This is a genomic window from Streptomyces sp. NPDC001231 (assembly GCF_042896885.1).
GTDB lineage: Bacteria > Actinomycetota > Actinomycetes > Streptomycetales > Streptomycetaceae > Streptomyces.
The window spans coordinates 267,874-286,853 of sequence record NZ_JBIAXS010000002.1 but is presented as its reverse complement, the minus strand read 5'-3'; the positions used below and the strand labels follow the sequence as shown (position 1 = coordinate 286,853).

The window sequence follows — 18,980 nt, the reverse complement described above, 5'->3', positions numbered from 1 at the left end:
AGACGCCTCGCTTGCGAGGTGCTTTCCTGGCCTGCGAGGCGCGATTGCAACTTGCGTTGTGTACAAGGCTATCCGCATCCACGGCGAAAACTACGTAGGTGTGTGTGTTGCCAACGTTGAGGTTGAAGACCAGCTGATTCGGCAGTTCTCCACGATTGACCACCGCAGTGACCTTGCGTGCGCTCCCGTCGGGAGACCCAAGGCTGTCTCCGGCTTTTACGTCGGCGGCCTTCGCCCAGCCCTTGCCGACAACCCAGATGGGGGTGTTCCGCCGTTGCCTCCAGCGGCGGAGTCGTCGGGTCGAGGGCCGTGTCGATCTCGACGATGTGCTTGGTGCCGTAGCCGCTGATGACGTCCAGGACCGGTTCGGCGTAGGTCTCGCCGGTCTCGGGGTCGGTGGCGGCCACGTAGTCGCCGACCTCCATGGCGCCGATGGGCAGATAGCTGCCGTCGGCCATCAGGACCGGAGTGTCCGGGGCGAAGGAGTTGCACCGGGAACGGCGGAAGACAGACCGGGCCCTGGAGAAGGTCCGGTTGACTCGGCTGGCCTTGCGGATCGTGCGGGCAGCCTTGACGGCCTTGACCGCGAGGCGGCCGGCGGAGCCGAAGGCGATGCCCACGCTCATTTCGGCGGCCTTGCGCCAGTTGCCCGTGGCGGCGTAGGTGATGGCGCCCACCGCGGAGGCGACGTTGCCGATCGGGCCGGGGATGTAGGAGGCGACCTCCGCCACCCGGGCGACCTTCCGGAACGCCTTCTTCCAGCTGAAGCCCCAGTGCCCGTCCAGGTCCACGCAGTTGACGGGGTCGCCGCTGCAGTAGTCGTAGGCGTTGGCGTCGCCGCCGGGGTCGGGGTCGGTCTGCAGGAACCGGCCCAGCGCCGGGCTGTGGAGGCGGGCGCCCATGAGGATGACGCCGTCCAGGGCCTCACCCGAGCGCTGCTTGGCGCCGAGCCAGCCGTACCGCTGCGGTGCCTGGCCGTCGACCGGCACCCCGAACTCGTCGTAGAGCAGCACCTTCGGTGCCGACATCGCGGTGTCCAGGGTGACGGACACGTCGCCGTGCAGCAGTGCCCTGGGTCGTGTCCTCGATGGTCCAGCGGGGCTCGTCGGAGTCGTCACCGTAGTGGTTGAGCTTGCTGGTGGCGTTGGCCCAGGTGCCGTCCGTCTGCTTCTTCTCGGTCGTGAAGGCCTCGAAGCGCAGGGCGGGATCGAGGGTCCGGGACTGGCGGGGTGTCGCCCGCGGTCTGGGACTCGACCAGGTCGTTGGCCCAGTAGGCGTTGACCGAGCCGGTGCCAGTGGCCGTGGTGCGGCCGAAGGCGTCGTAGCTGTAGCCCGTGGTCAGCAGCCGGTCGGCGCTGTCGTACGAGTTGGCCATGGTCGCAGACCGTAGTTGGGCTGCCCGTCCGCCCACGACTGCGCGATGGGGCTCACGTTCCACGTGCTGTATCCGGCGGGGCAGGAGGAGTTGTAGCCCTTGGCGTCCTTGACGACCACCGCGCCGGTCGCCGTCGTGGACGGCTGTGCCGACCACGTGATCGCCGACGGATCCCAGTCGGTGGTGATTCGGCGCACCTCGATGCCCGAGTTCGACGTGCTGCACGTCGACGAGTAGTACGAGTACAACCGCAGCTTGGCATCGAGAACGTGCTTGCCCGTGTACTTGGGGTTTACAAGTCGGCCGCGGGACGGGTCCCTTGCCCCTCAGCCGACCACCTTGCCGTTCAGGACCACCCGCCGCGGTGCCGCCAGGGCGCGGACGTCCGCGCGCGGGTCCTCGGCGTAGACCACGAGGTCGGCGGGGGCACCCTCGTCCAGGCCGGGGCGGCCCAGCCAGGTCCGGGCGGCCCAGGTCGTCGCCGAGAGGGCTTCGAGCGGCGGGATGCCGGCCTTGACCAGTTCGGCGACCTCGGCGGCCGCCAGGCCGTGGGGCAGGGAGCCACCGGCGTCGGTGCCGACGTAAACCGGGATGCCGGCGTCGTAGGCGGCCCGGACCGTGTCGTAGCGGCGTTCGTGCAGGCGGCGCATATGGGCCGACCAGCGCGGGAACCTGGCCTCGCCGCCGGCGGCGAGGCGGGGGAAGGTCGCGATGTTGACGAGGGTCGGGACGATCGCGACGCCGCGTTCGGCGAACAGCGGGATCAGGTCCTCGGTCAGCCCCGTGGCGTGTTCGACGCAGTCGATGCCCGCCTCGACCAGGTCGCGCAGGGAGTCCTCCGCGAAGCAGTGGGCCGTCACGCGCGCGTCCAGGCGGTGGGCCTCCGCTATCGCCGCCTCGACCGCCTCGCGCGGCCAGCAGGCCGACAGGTCGCCGAGGTCGCGGTCGATCCAGTCGCCGACCAGCTTGACCCAGCCGTCGCCGCGCCGGGCCTCCTGGGCGACGTAGGCGACCAGGTCCTCCGGCTCGATCTCCCAGGCGTAGTTGCGGATGTAGCGGCGAGTGCGGGCGATGTGGCGGCCCGCACGGATGATCTTCGGCAGGTCCTCGCGCTCGTCGATCCAGCGGGTGTCCGAGGGCGAGCCCGCGTCCCTCAGGAGGAGGGTGCCGGCCTCGCGGTCGGTGAGCGCCTGCTTCTCCGAAACGTCGTCGGGCACCGGTCCGTGCTCGTCGAGGCCGACGTGGCAGTGCGCGTCGACCAGGCCGGGCAGTACCCAGCCCTCGACGGTCGTCACGTCGGTGGCGCCGGCGGGACGGTCGTAGGAGATCCGGCCGCCGACCACCCACAGCTCGTCCCGGACCTGGTCCTCGTCCGGGCCGACGAGCACCCGACCCTTCACGTGCAGCACCGCGCGATCGCTCATGCACCGCACCTTAATGAGCCGGTGCCCGCAGCGGACCACCCGGTCCGGGGTCACCGGGTGAAAGCGGGGCAGACCCGCCGACTACGCTCGACGCGTTCACCCTCGCCCGTACGAAGAGAGCACCGCCGTGACGAACCCGTTCCTGGACCTCGCTCCGCTGAGCGCCGACCGATTCGCCTCGATCGAGGACCGGGTGGCGCGGCTGCTGGGCACCGAGCAGGATGTCGTGATCATGCAGGGCGAGGCGCTGCTGCCGCTGGAGGGCGCGATCAGGGGGACGGCCGGTCCCGGCACGACGGCGCTGAACGTGATCACCGGGCCGTACGGGCAGACGTTCGGCAACTGGCTGCGCGACTGCGGCGCGACCGTGTACGACCTGTCGGTGCCGTACCACACGGCGGTCACGGCGGACCAGGTCAGGGAGGCTTTCGCCGAGCACCCGGAGATCGACTTCGTCTCGCTGGTGCACGCGGAGGCGGCGACCGGCAACACCAATCCGGTCGCGGAGATCGGCAAGGCCGTGTCGGAGCAGGGCGCCCTGTTCTACCTGGACGCCGTGGCCTCGGTCGGCGCGGAACCGGTGCTGCCGGACGCGTGGGGTGTGGACCTGTGCGTGATCGGGGCGCAGAAGGCGATGGGCGGGCCGGCCGGGGTGTCGGCGGTGTCGGTCAGCGAGCGCGCCTGGGCCCGGATGGCGGCGAACCCGCAGGCGCCGCGCCGCTCCTACCTGTCCCTGCTGGACTGGAAGGAGCGCTGGATCGACGGCGGCCGCAAGGCGCTGCTGCACGCGCCCGCGCAGTTGGAGATGCTGGCGCTCGAGGCCTGCCTGGAGCGCATCGAGGCGGCCGGCCTGGACGCGGTGATGGACCGCCACCGCCGCGCCGCCGCGGCCACCCGCGCGGGTGCGTACGCCCTCGGCGGCGGCCTGGAGCCGTACGTGCACGAGGCGTCCGAGGCGGCCCCGGTCGCCACCACCCTGCGGGCCCCCTCGGGCCTCGACGCCTCCGAGCTGGTGGCCCGTGCCCTGGCGGCCGACCCCGCCCTCCCGCTGGCCGCTGGCGGCGGCCCGCTCGCCAAGGAGATGATCCGCGTCAACCACTACGGGGCCGACGCCACCCGGGACGTGGTCGAGGCCGCCCTGACGGCCCTGGGCGCCGTCCTGACCGGCCTCGGCGCGACCGTGGACGTCGCGGCCGCCCGGAACGCGGTCGCGGAGGCCTGGCGCCGGTAGGCACGCGGACGGCGGGCCGGCCGACGGCCGGAATGCTGAGGCGTTCGTGAACATGATGGCGGCATCATTGCGGACTACGCCCGGCACAACGACCGGCACAACGGCGGGCCCGCATTCTCCAGAATCGGACGGACGGGGTTGACGGGGTTTCCCCGCAAGGTAATTCGGCAATTAAATTCCAGGCAGCTTCCCACATTCTTCTGCCCCGTTTCTTCGGACCTAAACGCAGAGATTTCACGAACGCTCGGCGACGCAATTCGAAGGGCCCCAGGAGCGTTACGTGACTGTGATGCGGTCCACTAGCGCGCCCTTTTTGACCGGTTATTAACGGGCAAACCTGCCCACACCGTCGCCCTCTCGCGCGATCACGCGCCCGCGCGATAACACATGTGCACGGTTCACGTAAGGCTCGAGGGCGATGCATTTTTGAATTCTGCTCGGTAAGTTCGTTCCACATGACTGCCGCCCAAGCAGACCTGCATTCCCCCCACACAGAATTGCCCGATGCACTCCGCATCGAGCGTCCCTCCCCCGCCGACGGCGCCGCACTCTGGCGACTCGCGAAGGAATCCGGGACGCTCGATGTGAACTCCTCGTACAGCTATCTCCTCTGGTGCCGCGACTTCGCCGCCACGTCCGCGGTGGCCCGCGACGCCGACGGCGAGCCGGTCGGTTTCGTCACCGGATACGTGCGGCCCGACCGTCCGCACACCCTGCTCGTGTGGCAGGTGGCGGTCGACGCCGGCCACCGCGGCCGGGGCCTGGCAGCCCGGCTGCTGGACGCGCTCACCGCCCGGGTCGCCGCCGAGCGCGGGCTCACCTCCGTGGAGACCACGATCACCCCGGGCAACGCCGCCTCGGAGCGGCTCTTCACCTCCTACGCCGCCCGGCACGGCGCCACGGTCGAGCGCGAGGTCCTGTTCGGGGCCGAGCAGTTCCCGGACGGACCGCACGATCCGGAGGTCCTCCACCGGATCGGTCCGCTCTCCTTCTGACCGCTCTTTGGGCCCCTCTGGCTCTCCGGCCCCCGGCCATCCCTCCCCCCGCCTCCCTCTCACTCCCCACACCGAGGAGCGATTCGTCGTGACCATCACCCAGCCCGACCTGAGCGTCTTCGAGACCCTGGAGTCCGAGGTGCGCAGCTACTGCCGCGGCTGGCCGACCGTCTTCGACCACGCGCGCGGCAGCCGCATGTACGACGAGGACGGCCACGAGTACCTCGACTTCTTCGCGGGCGCAGGCTCGCTCAACTACGGCCACAACAACCCCGTGCTGAAACGGGCGTTGATCGACTACCTGGAACGCGACGGGGTCACCCACGGGCTCGACATGTCGACCACCGCCAAGCGCACGTTCCTCCAGACCTTCCAGAACCTGGTCCTGCGCCCGCGCGACCTGCCGTACAAGGTGATGTTCCCGGGCCCGACCGGCACCAACGCCGTGGAGTCGGCGCTGAAGCTGGCCCGCAAGGTCAAGGGGCGCGAGGCGATCGTGTCGTTCACCAACGCCTTCCACGGCATGTCGCTGGGCTCCCTGGCCGTCACCGGGAACGCCTTCAAGCGGGCCGGCGCCGGTATCCCGCTCGTGCACGGCACGCCCATGCCGTTCGACAACTACTTCGACGGCAGGGTCCCGGACTTCCTGTGGTTCGAGCGGCTGCTGGAGGACCAGGGCTCCGGTCTGAACAAGCCGGCCGCCGTGATCGTCGAGACGGTGCAGGGCGAGGGCGGCATCAACGTCGCCCGGCCCGAGTGGCTGCGCGCGCTCAAGGAGCTGTGCGAGCGGCAGGACATGCTGCTGATCGTCGACGACATCCAGATGGGGTGCGGGCGCACCGGGGCCTTCTTCTCCTTCGAGGAGGCCGGCATCGTGCCCGACATCGTCACCGTCTCCAAGTCCATCAGCGGCTACGGCCTGCCGATGTCGCTGTGCCTGTTCCGGCCGGAGCTGGACGTGTGGGAACCGGGCGAGCACAACGGCACCTTCCGCGGCAACAACCCTGCGTTCGTCACGGCCACCGCCGCCCTGGAGGCCTACTGGACGGACGGCTCGGCCATGGAGAAGCAGACCCGCGCCCGCGGTGAGCTGCTCGAGCAGTGGCTGATCTCGATCACCGAGGAGAACCTCGCGGACGTCAAGGAGTACCGGGGCCGGGGTCTGGTGTGGGGCCTGGAGTTCCACGACCCGCAGCGGGCCGGGCGGATCGCGCGGCGCGCCTTCGACCTCGGGCTGCTGATCGAGACGTCCGGCCCGCAGGGCGAGGTCGTCAAGCTGCTGCCTGCGCTGACCACCGCCCCCGAGGAGCTGGACGAGGGCATGAGCGTCCTCGCCCGCGCGGTCCGCGAGACCGCCTGACCACCGAGCGGCAGAACACCGGAACACCGGAACGCCGGAACGCCGGAACGCCGGAACGCCGGAACGCCGGAACGCCGAAAACAACGACGCAAGGAGGAACGCAGCACCGTGATCGTCCGTTCGTTCAAGGACATCGAAGGCACCGACCGGCATGTGAAGGCCGCGTCCGGTACCTGGGAGAGCAAGCGCATCGTCCTCGCCAAGGAGAAGGTCGGCTTCTCCGTGCACGAGACGATCCTGTACGCGGGTACGGAGACGTCGATGTGGTACGCCAACCACATCGAGGCCGTCGTCTGCGTCGAGGGCGAGGCCGAGCTGACCGACCGCGAGACCGGGAAGACCTACACGATCACGCCCGGGACCATGTACCTCCTCGACGGTCACGAGCGGCACACGCTCCGCGTCAAGGAGGACTTCCGCTGCATCTGCGTGTTCAACCCGCCCGTCACCGGTCGGGAGGACCACGACGAGAACGGCGTCTACCCCCTGCTCACCGAGCCCGAGGAGGTGTGAAGACCCCATGACCGACGTCACCGACCTGTACCCCACCCGCGGCACCACCGAGGTGACCACTCCCCGCCAGGACCCGGTCGTCTGGGGCTCCCCCGACACGCCCGGGCCGATCGACACGGCCGGCCTCCAGTCGTTCGAGCGCGACGGCTTCCTCGCCGTCGACCAGCTGATCACCGAGGACGAGGTCGCCGTCTACCGGCGGGAGCTGGACCGGCTGGTGAGCGACCCGGCGATCCGGGCCGACGAACGCTCCATCGTGGAGCCGAAGTCCAAGGAGATCCGCTCGGTCTTCGAGGTGCACCGGATCAGCGAGGTGTTCGCCGGGCTGGTGCGCGACGAGCGCGTCGTCGGGCGGGCCCGGCAGATCCTCGGCTCGGACGTGTACGTCCACCAGTCGCGGATCAACGTCAAGCCGGGCTTCGGGGCCAGCGGCTTCTACTGGCACTCGGACTTCGAGACCTGGCACGCCGAGGACGGCCTGCCGAACATGCGGACGGTGTCCGTCTCGATCGCGCTGACCGAGAACTACGACACCAACGGCGGCCTCATGATCATGCCGGGGTCGCACCGGACGTTCCTCGGCTGCGCGGGGGCCACGCCGAAGGACAACTACAAGAAGTCGCTTCAGATGCAGGACGCGGGCACGCCGTCCGACGAGGCGCTGACCGCCCTTGCCGGGCAGTACGGCATCAAGCTGTTCACGGGCCGGGCCGGTTCGGCCACCTGGTTCGACTGCAACTGCATGCACGGCTCCGGCGACAACATCACGCCGTTCCCGCGCAGCAACGTGTTCATCGTCTTCAACAGCGTGGAGAACGCGGCGGTGGATCCGTTCGCGGCGCCGGTACGGCGTCCGGAGTTCATCGGAGCGCGGGACTTCACTCCGGTGCGGTGAGACGAACCGGCCGGGGGTCCGGTGGTCGCCCCCGGAGGACACAGCATCGGAGCACGGGACTTCACCCCCGTGCGGTGAGACGAACCGGCCGGGGTCCGGGGGTCGCCCCCCGGAGGACACAGCATCGGAGCACGGGACTTCACCCCCATGCGGTGAGACGAACCGGCCGGGGTCCGGGGGTCGCCCCCCGGAGGACACAGCATCGGAGCACGGGACTTCACCCCCGTGCGGTGAGACGAACCGGCCGGGGTCCGGGGGTCGCCCCCGGAGGACACAGCATCGGAGCACGGGACTTCACCCCCGTGCGGTGAGACGAACCGGCCGGGGTCCGGGGGTCGCCCCCCGGAGGACACAGCATCGGAGCGCGGGACTTCACCCCGGTGCGGTGACCCGTGGGTGATACGGGTCGGGGCCTCCTCGTGTGGGACGGGAGGCCCCGGCCCGTGTCCGGATCCTGGTGGCGGTCTCAGCCGGCCAGCGCGTCCAGCAGTCGGTCGACGTCGGCGGGCGTGTTGTAGAGGTGGAACGCGGCCCGCAGATTGCCCGCGCGCTGGGATACCTCGATGCCCTTGGCGCTCAACTCGCCCTGGCGGGCGCCGAGTCCGGGCACGGCGACGATCGGGGAGCCCGGCGCCCGGACCGGTTCGTGGCCGAGGGAGCGCAGCCCGGCTCGGAAGCGGTCGGCGAGCGCGAGATCGTGGGCGCGTACGGCGGACACGCCGATCTCCTCGACGAGTTCGAGGGAGCGGCGGGCACCCGCGTAGCAGAAGAGTGCGGGACTCTCGTCGAACCGCCGTGCGGAGTGGGCGAGTTCCTCGACGGGGCCGTAGCAGCTGTCCCAGGGCCGCTCCCCCGCCACCCAGCCCGCGAACAGCGGGTCGAGGCCGCCGAGGTCGTCGGGGACGACCAGGAAGGCCACGCCCCGCGGGCACAGGAGCCACTTGAAGGCGACGGCGCTGACGTAGTCGTAGGCGTCCGCGTCGAAGTCCAGCCAGCCGGCGGCCTGGGAGGCGTCGACGTACACGCGCGCGCCGTGCTCGCGCGCGGCCGCGCGGACGGCGGGCAGGTCGGCGACGCGGCCGTCGGCCGACTGTGCGGCGCTCACCGCGACCAGGGCCGTGCCGGGCCGTACCGCCTCGGCGATCCGCTCCAGCGGTGCGCTGCGCACCTTCAGGTCCCGGCGGATGTGGAAGGGGTTCACCAGGGAGCTGAAGTCGCCCTCGGCGGTGAGGACTTCGGCGCCCTCGGGCAGTGCGGCGGCGATCAGCCCGGTGTAGACGGCGACGGAGGCGCCGGCCGCCACGCGCCGGTCCGGCACCTTCATCAGCCGGGCGAAGGAGGCGCGGGCGGCCTCGACGTCGGCGAACATGTCGGTCGGCTGCCCGGCGGCGGCCGCCGCCACGGCGGTGCCCAGGGCCGCCACGGTACGGGCGGGCAGGAGACCGAGTGTCGCGCTGTTCAGATAGGTGGTCTTCGGGGCGAACTCGGCGCGGACGAGGGTCTCGAAGGTTTCCATGGGTCCACTGTGCGGCCCGTCGCGGCCCCCGTCCATCGCGCGTTTCTGCGGAGTGCTCCGAAGGATTCCTTATGCGTCCGTCCCGACCTGCGGTTCGTCCTCGCCGCTCAGCTCCGCGGCACCGCGCATCCGTCCGGGCCGCAGGCGTCCCCGTCCGGGTCGCCGCCCTGGAGGAGGGTCAGCGGCGAGCGCTCGCCCCATGCCTGGGTGAGGGCCTGGGTGAAGACGTCGGCGGGCTGGGCACCGGAGACGCCGTACTTCCGGTCGAGCACGAAGAACGGCACCCCGGAGGCACCGAGTTGCGCGGCCTCCCGCTCGTCGGCGCGGACCTCGGCGGCGTAGGCGTCGGGGTCCGCGAGCACCTTCCGGACGGCGTCGGCGTCGAGCCCGGCGGCGACGGCCAGCTCCACCAGCCGCTCGTCGCCCTCGGTGAAGACGGACCGCTCCTCGGCGAAGTTCGCCCGGTACAGCGAGTCCAGCAGCTCGCTCTGCCTGCCGTGCTCCTTGGCGAGGTGCAGCAGGCGGTGCATGTCGAAGGTGCTTCCGTGGTCCCGGCCCCGGGTGCGGTACGCGAGCCCCTCGGCGGCGGCCTGCCGTCCCAGGTTCTCCTCGCCGTCGTGCGCCTGGGCCTCGCTCATCCCGTACTTCTTGGTGAGCATGGTGATCACCGGCTGCACGTCGTCCTTGGCCCGCCCCGGATCCAGCTCGAACGACCGGTGCACCACCTCGACCTGCTCCCGGTGCGGGAAGGCCGCGAGTGCCTTCTCGAAGCGCGCCTTCCCGACGTAGCACCAGGGACAGGCGATGTCCGACCAGATCTCGACGCGCATGCTCTCGGCTCTCTCCCGCTCGTACGGAAGCGGAGGTGGACGCCCTCCGCCGGGTCCGTGAACGTTCAATCAGCGCGTTTCATTCCCCCGTCACCGTGTAGCGCAGCCACAGATGGTGGCCGCCCTCGTCGGCGGGCCGCAGCGGATCCGGGGTCCAGCCCTGCCGGGCGTAGAAGCGCTGCGCCCGTTCGTTGCCGGTGTGCACTTCCAGGACGGCCGTCCGCCTGCCGTCGGTGCGCCACTGCTCGACGCAGGCCGCGTGCAGCGCCGTGCCGATGCCCGAGCGCCAGCGGCCGGGGTCGACGTGGAACTGGAACAGCATGACCGTGTCCGCGGGGCCGTCCGGTGGGGTGCGGAAGGAGGCGATGCCGACGATGCGGCCCTGGTCGACGGCGCACAGCACATGGCCGTCGGGGCGCGCGATGGCCTCGTGCCATCGCGCGGTCCAGTCGGCGTCGGCGTCCGGGACGCCGTCCGGGTAGTACGTGGACCGCGCTCGCACCATCAGGTCGGAGACGGCCTCCGCCTCGGCGGGTACGGCTGTACGGATCACCAGGCGTCCGCCCGCACTGTTGTCGATCATGCGAGGGAGGACGCGGAGGCCCGGCGATCCGGTTCCGTGCTGCGCGGGGTCAGCGCTCCAGGTGGCCGTTGAAGCGGCGGGGCAGCCCGAGCGGGTTGTCATCGCGCAACTCCGGCGGCAGCAGAGCCTCCGGGGCGTTCTGGTACGCCACCGGGCGCATCCACCGCTCGATCGCCGTACCGCCCACGGAGGTGGACGTCGAGGTCGTCGCGGGATAGGGGCCGCCGTGGTGCTGGGCGGGGGCCACCGCGACACCGGTCGGCCAGCCGTTGACGAGCACGCGTCCGGCGAGCGGGGTCAACCGGGCGAGCAGTTCGGCGCCGCGTCCCTGGCCGGCCGCCTCCTCGGTGGACAGGTGCACGGTCGCGCTGAGGTTGCCGGGCAGCCGCGACAGGACGGCCTCGGCCTCGGCCTCGTCCTCGTAGCGGGCCACCACGGTGACCGGGCCGAAGCACTCCTCCAGGAGCAGGTCGTGCTCCCCCTCGTCGGTGAGCTTCTCGGCCGGGACGGTCAGGAAGCCCGCGCTGACCGAGTGCTCGCCGCCGGCGCCCGGGGTGACCGGCGACTCGACGCCGGGCAGTGCGAAGCGCTCGGCGATGCCGGTGAGGAAGTTGTCGCGCATCCGGTGGTCGAGCAGGACGCCCGGGTCGGTGTCGCTGACGGCGTCGGTGAGCGACTTGACCAGGCCGTCGCCGGCGGCTCCGGACGGCACGAGGACCAGTCCGGGCTTCACGCAGAACTGCCCGACCCCCATCGTCATCGACCCGGCCAGCCCGGTCCCGATGGCCTCGGCCCGTTCGGCGGCCGCGGCCTCGGTGACGAGGACCGGGTTGAGCGACCCCAGCTCGCCGTGGAAGGGGATCGGCGCCGGCCGCGCGGCCGCCGCGTCGAACAGGGCCCGGCCGCCGCGTACGGAACCGGTGAAGCCGGCGGCCGCGACGAGCGGGTGCCCGACGAGTTCGACGCCCGCCTCGAAGCCGTGGACGAGACCGATCACGGCCTCGGGGACGCCGTGGTGCGCGGCCGCTCCGCGCAGCACCCTGGCGACCAGTTCGGACAGTGCCGGATGGTCGGGGTGGGCCTTGACGACGACGGGGCAGCCCGCGGCGAGCGCGCTCGCGGTGTCGCCGCCGGCGACCGAGAAGGCGAAGGGGAAGTTGGAGGCGGAGTAGACGGCGACGACCCCGAGCGGCACCTTGTAGCGGCGCAGGTCCGGGATCGGCGGGGCCGCGGTGGCGTCGGGGTGGTTGATGATCACGTCGAGGAAGGCGCCCTCGTCGACGATGTCCGCGAAGGCCCGCAACTGGTAGCAGGTCCGGGCCAGTTCGCCGGTCAGCCGGACCGGTCCGAGCGCGGTCTCGGCGTCGGCGGCCTCGACGAGCCGGTCCCGGGCCCCTTCCAGCCGGTCGGCGGCGGAACGCAGGAATGCCGCGCGGACGGCGCGGACGGCGAGCGCCCCGCGCGCCTCGTGCGCTGCCCGCACGACGGCGTCCACCTCCTGCGCTGTGGCCTCCACCGCAACCTGTTCCCGCTGCTTCCCGGTACGGGGGTCGACACTCCAGACTGGTGCTGCCACCGCGGATCCCTCCACATGTCTTGCCACGGTATCCGGCCGGTCCTTACGGTCGGCCGCATTCGGGTCACCACCAGGGCGTTCGATATACTGAACGCTGTCTCTGATGATGAATACACTGTCGGAGACTATATCTCCAGCTTCTCGTCGAACGAAGGGGTCCAGGGCGATGTCGGCAGGCGACGCAGGCGGCGGGGCGCAGGTCAAGTCCGCGGTACGGACCGTGGAGTTGCTCGAGTTCTTCGCCGGCCGGCCCGGTATGCACTCGCTGGCCGCGGTCCAGGAGGCCGTCGGCTATCCCAAGTCCAGCCTGTACATGCTGCTCCGCACGCTCGTCGAGCTGGGCTGGGTGGAGACCGACGCCACCGGCACGCGCTACGGCATCGGCGTGCGGGCACTGCTCGTCGGCACCTCCTACATCGACGGTGACGAGGTGGTCGCGGCGGCCCGTTCCACGCTGGACCGGCTGTCCGACGACACCACGGAGACGATCCACCTCGCCCGCCTGGACGGCACCAACGTCGTCTACCTGGCCACCCGCCAGTCGCAGCACTATCTGCGCCCCTTCACCCGGGTCGGCCGCCGCCTGCCCGCCCACTCCACCTCGCTGGGCAAGGCGCTGCTGAGCACGTACACGGACGAGCAGGTGCGCAAGATGCTCCCGGAGACGCTGCCCGCGCTGACCGAGCACACCATCACCGACCGCGAGCGGCTCATCGAGGAACTGCACCAGATCCGCGAGCAGGGGTACGCCGTCGACCGCGAGGAGAACACCCTGGGCCTGCGCTGCTTCGGTGTGGCGATCCCGTACCGCACCCCGGCCCGGGACGCGGTCAGCTGCTCGGTCCCGGTGGCGCGCCTGACGCCGGCGCACGAGCAGATGGTGAAGGATGCTCTCTTCGACGCCCGTGACCGACTGACGCTCGCCACCCGGAGGCTGTGACACATGGAGGTCATGCTCCGCGAGGTCCACGACAGCGATCTGCCGGTGTTCTTCCGGCAGATGAACGACCCGGAGGCGCTGCGGATGGCGGCCTTCACCCCGAAGGACCCGGCCGACCACGACGCCTTCGTGGCGCACTGGCGAAGGATGCGCGCCTCGTCCGTCGTGCTGCGCACCGTCCTGCTGGACGGTGACGTGGTCGGCAGCGCCGCCGTCTACGGGGAGCCGGGCGAGCGCGAGGTCACCTACTGGGTGGACCGCGCCTACTGGGGCCGCGGCGTCGCCACGGCCGCGCTGCGCGCCCTGCTGGCCGAGGTCCCGGAACGCCCGCTGTACGCGCGGGCGGCGGCGGACAACGCCGGCTCGCTGCGGGTGCTCGCCAAGTGCGGCTTCCAAGAGTCCGCGCGGGCCCGGGGGTTCGCCGAGGCGCGGGGCGAGGAGATCGACGAGGTGGTGCTGTCGCTGCGGGCCGACGCCGGGTGAACGCGCGAGCGCGCGTGACGTGCCCCGCCCGGCCTCGTGGAGCGGGCGGGGCACGTCATGTGCCCAGCGCCCCGACAGGCGACGTTCGCCCCGTCGCGACGCCCGGCACGCTCCCCCAAGCTCTTCGAGCAGGGGGACCCCCACTCGCCGCACCGGCCGGAAGCCCAAGTACGTCCAGTACGAGGACTTCCGGCCGGCACTCCCCCAAGCTCTTCGAGCAGGGGGGACCCCGGAGCACGCACCGGACGCCGCTCCTTGACGGGCAAACGATGCCTGCCGCGGCACTAGCCGACGAAGTACGTCGGGTTCGGCAGCTTGAAGGTGCGCTCGGCGTGGCCGCCGTCGAGGTCGGAGTACTGGTCGCCGAAGTTGGCGACGATGTCGTACCCGAGGTCCTCGATGTGCTTGCGGGTGCCGGCCTTGTACTGGACGGTCGTGCAGGTCCAGGCGCCCGGGGTGGCGCAGCCCTTCAGGTAGGACGGCGGGTTGGCCGCGTCCTTGAGGAACATGTGCGCGGCGTCGAGGTTGACGTCGGCGCCGATCTTCTTCAGGTTCTCCACGGCGGCGGAGCGCTGCGCCTCGCTCAGGCCGGAGTTGTAGAAGACCTCGACGCCCTTCTTCGCGGCGTACCGCACGAGTTCGGGGCTGCCGAAGACCGCGGGACGGTCGGCCTTGTTGACGTAGGCCGCCCAGGTGGCGCTGTTGTAGCCGTAGCTGTTCTTCTTCTCGTAGTCCAGGCTGAGCAGCAGCGTGTCGTCGATGTCGAAGACGACGGCCGGCTTGTTCTTGCCCTTGTGGTCCGCCTTGTCCGCCGCCTTGTCGATCCACTTCCTGGCGTCGGCGTCGATGCGCGCGAGGTCCTTGGCGTACGGGCTGTCCGGGGACGCCTGGTAGACACCGCCGGCGTCGAGCCTGGTGCCGTAGTAGGTGTCGATGTCCTGGGTGAGGAGCCCGATGTTGTAGGGCTCGTGGGTGGAGTTGGCGGTCGACTGACCCGCTGTGGCCGCACCGGCGCCGTAGATCACGGCACCGGTGAGGGCGCAGGTGGCGGCGAGGGCCGCGATACGCAGTGGCTTGTGCATGAGTCGCTTTCTACGCGCGTCACCCTCGGATGCGCGAGACCGTGCGGGGTACCTTTTGCCCGATCGATATCCGGCGTGGCCGACAATTCGCCTGCGCCACCCGCCGTTCACCTCGGCCGGTCACGCGCCGTCAGCGCCCCCGCCACGGCGTCCAGTCACCGAGGTACGCCTCCCGGGTCGCCGTCCGGGCCTCGGCGCGGGTGAGCTGGGGGCGGTCGGCCGGGTCGGTGATCCGCGCGCCGGGGCCGGAGTTGCGGTACTCGGCGAAACGCTGGCCCTGCCAGGGGTACGTGTCCGACATGTTGGCGTATGGCACGACCGCGTCGATGCCCGGGCCGAGCCAGGTGTCGCGGACGGTCAGCATCGGGCGGGCGGTCGTGTCCGAACTGGGCACCCAGGGACGGGCGAGCTTGTAGCCGCCGTCCGGGGCCCGGCTGGTGACGCGGCCGTGCGTGACCAGGTAGCCGCGCGGGTTGGCGGCCGCGGTGGAGGGCGCGAAGACGAAGCCGTACGGCGCCGCCGCCAGGTCGGTGCGGTCCAGCGCGCGGAAGTGGCAGTGCTCGAACACCGCGGTCGCCCGGCCGAAGACGAAGTCGACGTCGCCCTCGATGTGGCAGTGGGCGTAGTACTGGCGGGCGAAGGCGGACAGGGTCCTGGTGTCGGCGTACAGGGTGTCCTGGTGGCCCAGGAAGCGGCAGTGCCAGAACGCCGAGCGGTCGCCCTGCACCTTGACGGCGACGGCCTGGGTCCCGCCGACGCCGGGGTGGTCGGCGCGCAGCCAGTCGTTGGCGAAGGTGATCCGGTGGGCGGTGAAGCCGTCCGCCTGGACGGTCGTGGTGGCCGATCCGCTGGTGCCGTGGGTGCCGCCGTCGGGTGTGGGCGTGCCCGCCGCGTTGTCGTACACGATCGCCACGTCGCGGGCGTCGCCCGTGGCGCCGATCCAGGTCATGTCCGTGCGGGTGGCGTCCACCGAGACGGTCTCCCGGTAGGTGCCCGGCGCGAGGACCAGGGTCCAGCCACCGCCCGCCGCCGCGTTCACCGCGGCCTGCACCTGGGTGAAGTCGCCGCGGCCGTGCGGGTCGACGTAGAGGGTGCGCGGGGTGCGGCGGGCGGCCGGCGAGCCGTGGCGGCCGAACGGGTGCGGCCGGACGGCGGCCCCGGCGGGCGGGGCGGCCAGGCCGAGTGCGGCGCCGGCGGCGGCACCGGCGAGCAGCAGTCCCCTTCTGGACAGGCCCTTTCCGGGCCGTCCCCTTCCAGGCGGGGACGGCGGGGACGGGCTGAGGTGGGGCGAGGGCATGCGGGTGCTCCTTCGCGGTGCGGCGGGTCGGCGGCGGTGGCGGGCCGGGGCGGAGGGTGCGCCCCGGCCCGCCGGGAGCGGACGTCAGCGCAGACGGCCGGCGCCCGCCTGGTGGTCGACGATCCCCGGCAGTGCCTTCGGGTTGTCGATCCGGGTGCGCAGGGCCGGGGCCCAGTCCCCGCCCCGCTGGAGGATCTCGTCGGGGACCTGGGCGTTGTGCACGGCGATCAGGTCGGTGAGCCTGCCGTTGACGTAGTTGTGGGACTCGGTGACCGGCGAGTCCTTCCACTTCTTGAGGATCTGGCCCGCGCCGACCCCGCTCGCGAGCGTGAACGCGTTGTGCTCGGCGACGAGGTGGGACTCCATGCCGATGCCGAAGCTGTAGCCGTAGCCGGCGTTGGCCACGAAGTGGTTGTTGTAGGAGTCGACCTGCCCGAAGCGGACGCGCGGGGCCCGCTCGACGAGGTTCCTGAACAGGTTGTGGTGCAGGGTCACCTTCAGGTGGCCCCGGTCGACCGCGGCGGTGGACGCGCTGTCGCTGTTGCCGATAAGGATGGTCTTGTCGTGGTCCTCGAAGATGTTCCAGGAGACCGTCACGTAGTCGGCGCCCTTGACGATGTCCAGCTCGCCGTCGTGCTGCTCGAAGATCCGGCCGTAGTAGTACGGCAGGGTGCTGTTGGGGTGCTCGCCGTCGGTGAAGGTGTTGTGGTCCATCCAGACATGGGTGGAGCCGGTGATCACCGCGCTGTCGTACTCGGAGTTCCAGTTGCCGTCGGCGGTGTCGGTGGGGTCCCACTGCGGGAAGCAGTCCAGCGGGCTCTCCAGGGTGACGTTGCGGACGATGACGTTGTCCACGTTCTTGATCTGGAGGCTGGCGCCCTTGAAGCCCGCGTCCTTGCCGACGCCGACGATGGTGGTGTTGGCGGGGACGTTCGCCTTGATGTACTTGTCCTGGAGCGCGGCGGAGGCGCGGCGCAGGCCCTCGGGACTGTCGTCGGGCTCGCCGTCCAGGTTCCGGTCGCGCCCCCAGGTCTGGGGCGCGTAGGTCTCCAGGTAGGTGTCGAAGTCGTAGCCGGGCACCTCGAAGGCGGAGCAGCTCGGGCCGTCGGCGTCGATCATGCCCTTGACCTTGATGATCTTCGGCGCGCTGCCGCCGGCGGCGAGCGCGGCCTTGAAGCCGTCCCAGGTGGTGACGGTGTAGGTGTGGGCGGCGTCGGCCTTCGCGCCGCCGGTGGTGCCGGTGCCGTAGGAGCCCCAGCCGTCCTTGGCCGCGAGCACCTGGCGGGCGGTGTCGGGAGTGTGGGGCCCGGGAGCCGCGGCGGCGGTGCCGGTGACGGCGAGCACCAGGGCGGTGCAGCCCACGGCCGCAGTGATGACACGCTCATGACATTTCGGTGTGCGCACTGTACGGATCCTCTTTCCACGGAGAGCGGGACAAGAAGGGGCGCGGGGAACCGCGCACCCAGCCACGGACGGTCCGCGGCCCGGAACCGGCCTCAAGCCCCCGGACCGTCCGCCTTGGTCTCATCGGCCGGCGTCAGCCCTGGTTCTGCTTCCACTCGGCCTGCGCCTTGTTCAGCTGGTCGGCCAGCGTGTCCAGGAACTGCTTGGCGCTCATCTTGCCGAGCAGCACCTTCTGGAAGTTCGGCTCGTTGTCGGCCTTGGAGATGGTGTTCCAGTCGGGCAGGTAGTACGGCAGCTGGACGATCTTCGTGTCGGCCCCGTTCAGCGCCTCGGCCGCCAGCTTCGTCGGCTCGGCCTGCTGGATCCAGGCGTCCGCGGCGGCGTCGACGTTGGTGGGCACCTGCCCGGCGGACTCGTTGAACTTGGAGTTCTCCGCGGCCGAGGCGGCGAACTCGATGAACTTCCAGGCGGCCGCCTTGTTCTTGCTCGCCTTGAACAGGCCGATGCCGTCAACCGGGTTGGACACCTGCACCCGGGTGCCGTCGCCCAGCGTGGGGTTCGGGATGCCGCGGAACTTGTCCTTGCCGAGGGCACTCAGGTGGTCCTGGTACGAGCCCAGGTTGTGGCTCAGCATGCCGATGGTGCCGCTGTCCCACTGGGCGACCATCTTGGTGAAGTCGTTGTTGACGTCGGCGGACGGGGTGTCCTTCTTGTACAGCGCGACGTACTTCTCCAGCGCCGCCACGTTCTTCGGGTCGTTGACGGTGGTCTTGTCGCCGTCCCAGAACGAGGTGATGCCGGTCTGCCCGTACACCGCGTCCAGAGCCGGTGCGATGGAGCCCTCGCCGCCGCGGATGGTGAAGCCGAACTCGTTCTTGCCCTTGTTCGTGAGCTTGCCCGCGGCCTCGTAGAACTTGTCCCAGGTGGTCGGCGCGTCCAGGCCGGCCTTCTTGAACAGGTCGGTGCGGTACCACAGCGTGCCGTTGTTCACCGAGGTCGGCACGTGGTACAGGGTGTCGCCGCCGCCCGCCGCCTTGCTGACGCCGAGCACGTTCTCGCTGAGCTTGCCGTTCAGCTCGCTCTTCGCCAGTCTGCCGTCCAGCGGCTCCAGCGCCCCCTGGGCGGCGATCTCGGCGAGCATCGCGGTGCCCACGCCGCCGACGTCCGGCAGACCGCCGCCCTGGATGGCGGTGTCGTACTTGGACTGGGCGCTCGCGGCCGGGATTCCGACGTAGTTGACCTTGATGTCCGGGTACTTCTCCTCGAAGTCCGCGATGATCTGCTTCCAGACGTCGGTGCGCACACCGCCGTTGTTGTCCCAGAAGGTGATCTCGCCCTTGCCGGAGCCCTCGGAACCCTTGCTCTTCCCGGAGCCGCTGCCGTCGTCACCGCACGCGGTGGCGGTCAGCGCGAGCGCGGAACCCAGGACGACGGCCACGGCGGCGCGCCTGCTTCTACGGATGTTGATCTTCATTG

19 protein-coding genes are annotated in these 18,980 nt (G+C 71.0%); 7 read left to right on the top strand and 12 right to left on the bottom strand.

The window, feature by feature from the left end; all coding sequences use genetic code 11:
* Positions 1 to 68: 68 nt before the first annotated feature.
* The 4 genes from ACFY3J_RS04065 to ACFY3J_RS04050 form a co-directional block, all read right to left on the bottom strand.
* Positions 69 to 1,028: an RHS repeat-associated core domain-containing protein gene (locus ACFY3J_RS04065; protein WP_384182813.1), complete on the bottom strand. Its 960-nt coding sequence runs from the start codon at positions 1,026 to 1,028 to the stop codon at positions 69 to 71.
* A gap of 86 nt (positions 1,029 to 1,114) precedes the next feature.
* Positions 1,115 to 1,375, bottom strand: coding sequence for a hypothetical protein (locus tag ACFY3J_RS04060; protein ID WP_384182816.1), 261 nt, complete (start codon positions 1,373 to 1,375; stop codon positions 1,115 to 1,117).
* Positions 1,339 to 1,623, bottom strand: coding sequence for a DNRLRE domain-containing protein (locus ACFY3J_RS04055; RefSeq protein WP_384182818.1), 285 nt, complete (start codon positions 1,621 to 1,623; stop codon positions 1,339 to 1,341). The genes ACFY3J_RS04060 and ACFY3J_RS04055 overlap by 37 nt, the downstream gene beginning before the upstream one ends.
* Positions 1,624 to 1,701: 78 nt before the next feature.
* On the bottom strand, positions 1,702 to 2,799 hold the full coding sequence (locus ACFY3J_RS04050) for an amidohydrolase family protein (RefSeq protein WP_390840160.1): 1,098 nt from the start codon (positions 2,797 to 2,799) through the stop codon (positions 1,702 to 1,704).
* A gap of 127 nt (positions 2,800 to 2,926) precedes the next feature.
* On the opposite strand from ACFY3J_RS04050, the gene ACFY3J_RS04045 reads away from it, so the two are divergent.
* The 5 genes from ACFY3J_RS04045 to thpD all read left to right on the top strand — a co-directional run bounded on the left by ACFY3J_RS04045 (position 2,927) and on the right by thpD (position 7,793).
* Entirely contained in the window at positions 2,927 to 4,030 is a 1,104-nt protein-coding gene (locus tag ACFY3J_RS04045) for a pyridoxal-phosphate-dependent aminotransferase family protein (RefSeq protein ID WP_390840158.1), read from the top strand.
* A gap of 455 nt (positions 4,031 to 4,485) precedes the next feature.
* Positions 4,486 to 5,025 (top strand): diaminobutyrate acetyltransferase, encoded by a 540-nt coding sequence (ectA, locus tag ACFY3J_RS04040; protein WP_390840156.1) that lies wholly within the window; start codon positions 4,486 to 4,488, stop codon positions 5,023 to 5,025.
* A gap of 88 nt (positions 5,026 to 5,113) precedes the next feature.
* A complete protein-coding gene (ectB, locus tag ACFY3J_RS04035) occupies positions 5,114 to 6,385 on the top strand; it encodes a diaminobutyrate--2-oxoglutarate transaminase (RefSeq protein WP_390840154.1) in 1,272 nt (423 codons plus the stop codon).
* Positions 6,386 to 6,493: 108 nt separating this feature from the next.
* Positions 6,494 to 6,898, top strand: coding sequence for an ectoine synthase (locus tag ACFY3J_RS04030; RefSeq protein WP_225074089.1), 405 nt, complete (start codon positions 6,494 to 6,496; stop codon positions 6,896 to 6,898).
* 7 nt (positions 6,899 to 6,905) lie between these two features.
* Entirely contained in the window at positions 6,906 to 7,793 is an 888-nt protein-coding gene (gene thpD / locus ACFY3J_RS04025) for an ectoine hydroxylase (protein ID WP_384182833.1), read from the top strand.
* A gap of 466 nt (positions 7,794 to 8,259) precedes the next feature.
* On the opposite strand, the gene ACFY3J_RS04020 is transcribed toward thpD, so the two are convergent.
* The 4 genes from ACFY3J_RS04020 to ACFY3J_RS04005 all read right to left on the bottom strand — a co-directional run bounded on the left by ACFY3J_RS04020 (position 8,260) and on the right by ACFY3J_RS04005 (position 12,298).
* A complete protein-coding gene (locus tag ACFY3J_RS04020) occupies positions 8,260 to 9,309 on the bottom strand; it encodes an aminotransferase class V-fold PLP-dependent enzyme (RefSeq protein ID WP_384182836.1) in 1,050 nt (349 codons plus the stop codon).
* 107 nt (positions 9,310 to 9,416) lie between these two features.
* On the bottom strand, positions 9,417 to 10,139 hold the full coding sequence (locus tag ACFY3J_RS04015; protein WP_376402440.1) for a DsbA family oxidoreductase: 723 nt from the start codon (positions 10,137 to 10,139) through the stop codon (positions 9,417 to 9,419).
* Between the two features lie 79 nt (positions 10,140 to 10,218).
* Entirely contained in the window at positions 10,219 to 10,722 is a 504-nt protein-coding gene (locus ACFY3J_RS04010; protein ID WP_384182840.1) for a GNAT family N-acetyltransferase, read from the bottom strand.
* A gap of 49 nt (positions 10,723 to 10,771) precedes the next feature.
* A complete protein-coding gene (locus ACFY3J_RS04005) occupies positions 10,772 to 12,298 on the bottom strand; it encodes an aldehyde dehydrogenase (NADP(+)) (protein ID WP_384182844.1) in 1,527 nt (508 codons plus the stop codon).
* Positions 12,299 to 12,464: 166 nt separating this feature from the next.
* Between ACFY3J_RS04005 and ACFY3J_RS04000 the strand changes: the two genes are divergently transcribed.
* Together ACFY3J_RS04000 and ACFY3J_RS03995 are read left to right on the top strand one after the other, a co-directional pair.
* Complete coding sequence (locus ACFY3J_RS04000; RefSeq protein WP_384182847.1) at positions 12,465 to 13,238, top strand: IclR family transcriptional regulator; 774 nt, start codon at positions 12,465 to 12,467, stop codon at positions 13,236 to 13,238.
* Between the two features lie 3 nt (positions 13,239 to 13,241).
* Positions 13,242 to 13,721: a GNAT family N-acetyltransferase gene (locus tag ACFY3J_RS03995; protein WP_384182849.1), complete on the top strand. Its 480-nt coding sequence runs from the start codon at positions 13,242 to 13,244 to the stop codon at positions 13,719 to 13,721.
* A gap of 284 nt (positions 13,722 to 14,005) precedes the next feature.
* Here the strand turns inward: ACFY3J_RS03995 and ACFY3J_RS03990 are convergent, their stop codons facing one another.
* The 4 genes from ACFY3J_RS03990 to ACFY3J_RS03975 all read right to left on the bottom strand — a co-directional run bounded on the left by ACFY3J_RS03990 (position 14,006) and on the right by ACFY3J_RS03975 (position 18,978).
* Complete coding sequence (locus tag ACFY3J_RS03990; RefSeq protein ID WP_384182852.1) at positions 14,006 to 14,803, bottom strand: HAD family acid phosphatase; 798 nt, start codon at positions 14,801 to 14,803, stop codon at positions 14,006 to 14,008.
* A 130-nt stretch (positions 14,804 to 14,933) separates the two neighbouring features.
* On the bottom strand, positions 14,934 to 16,100 hold the full coding sequence (locus tag ACFY3J_RS03985) for a pectinesterase family protein (protein WP_384182855.1): 1,167 nt from the start codon (positions 16,098 to 16,100) through the stop codon (positions 14,934 to 14,936).
* 84 nt (positions 16,101 to 16,184) lie between these two features.
* Positions 16,185 to 17,504: a polysaccharide lyase family 1 protein gene (locus ACFY3J_RS03980; protein ID WP_390840149.1), complete on the bottom strand. Its 1,320-nt coding sequence runs from the start codon at positions 17,502 to 17,504 to the stop codon at positions 16,185 to 16,187.
* Positions 17,505 to 17,637: 133 nt separating this feature from the next.
* The gene (locus tag ACFY3J_RS03975) at positions 17,638 to 18,978 is read right to left on the bottom strand and encodes an ABC transporter substrate-binding protein (protein ID WP_384182862.1); all 1,341 of its coding nucleotides are present in this window, start codon (positions 18,976 to 18,978) and stop codon (positions 17,638 to 17,640) included.
* Positions 18,979 to 18,980 lie beyond the last annotated feature (2 nt).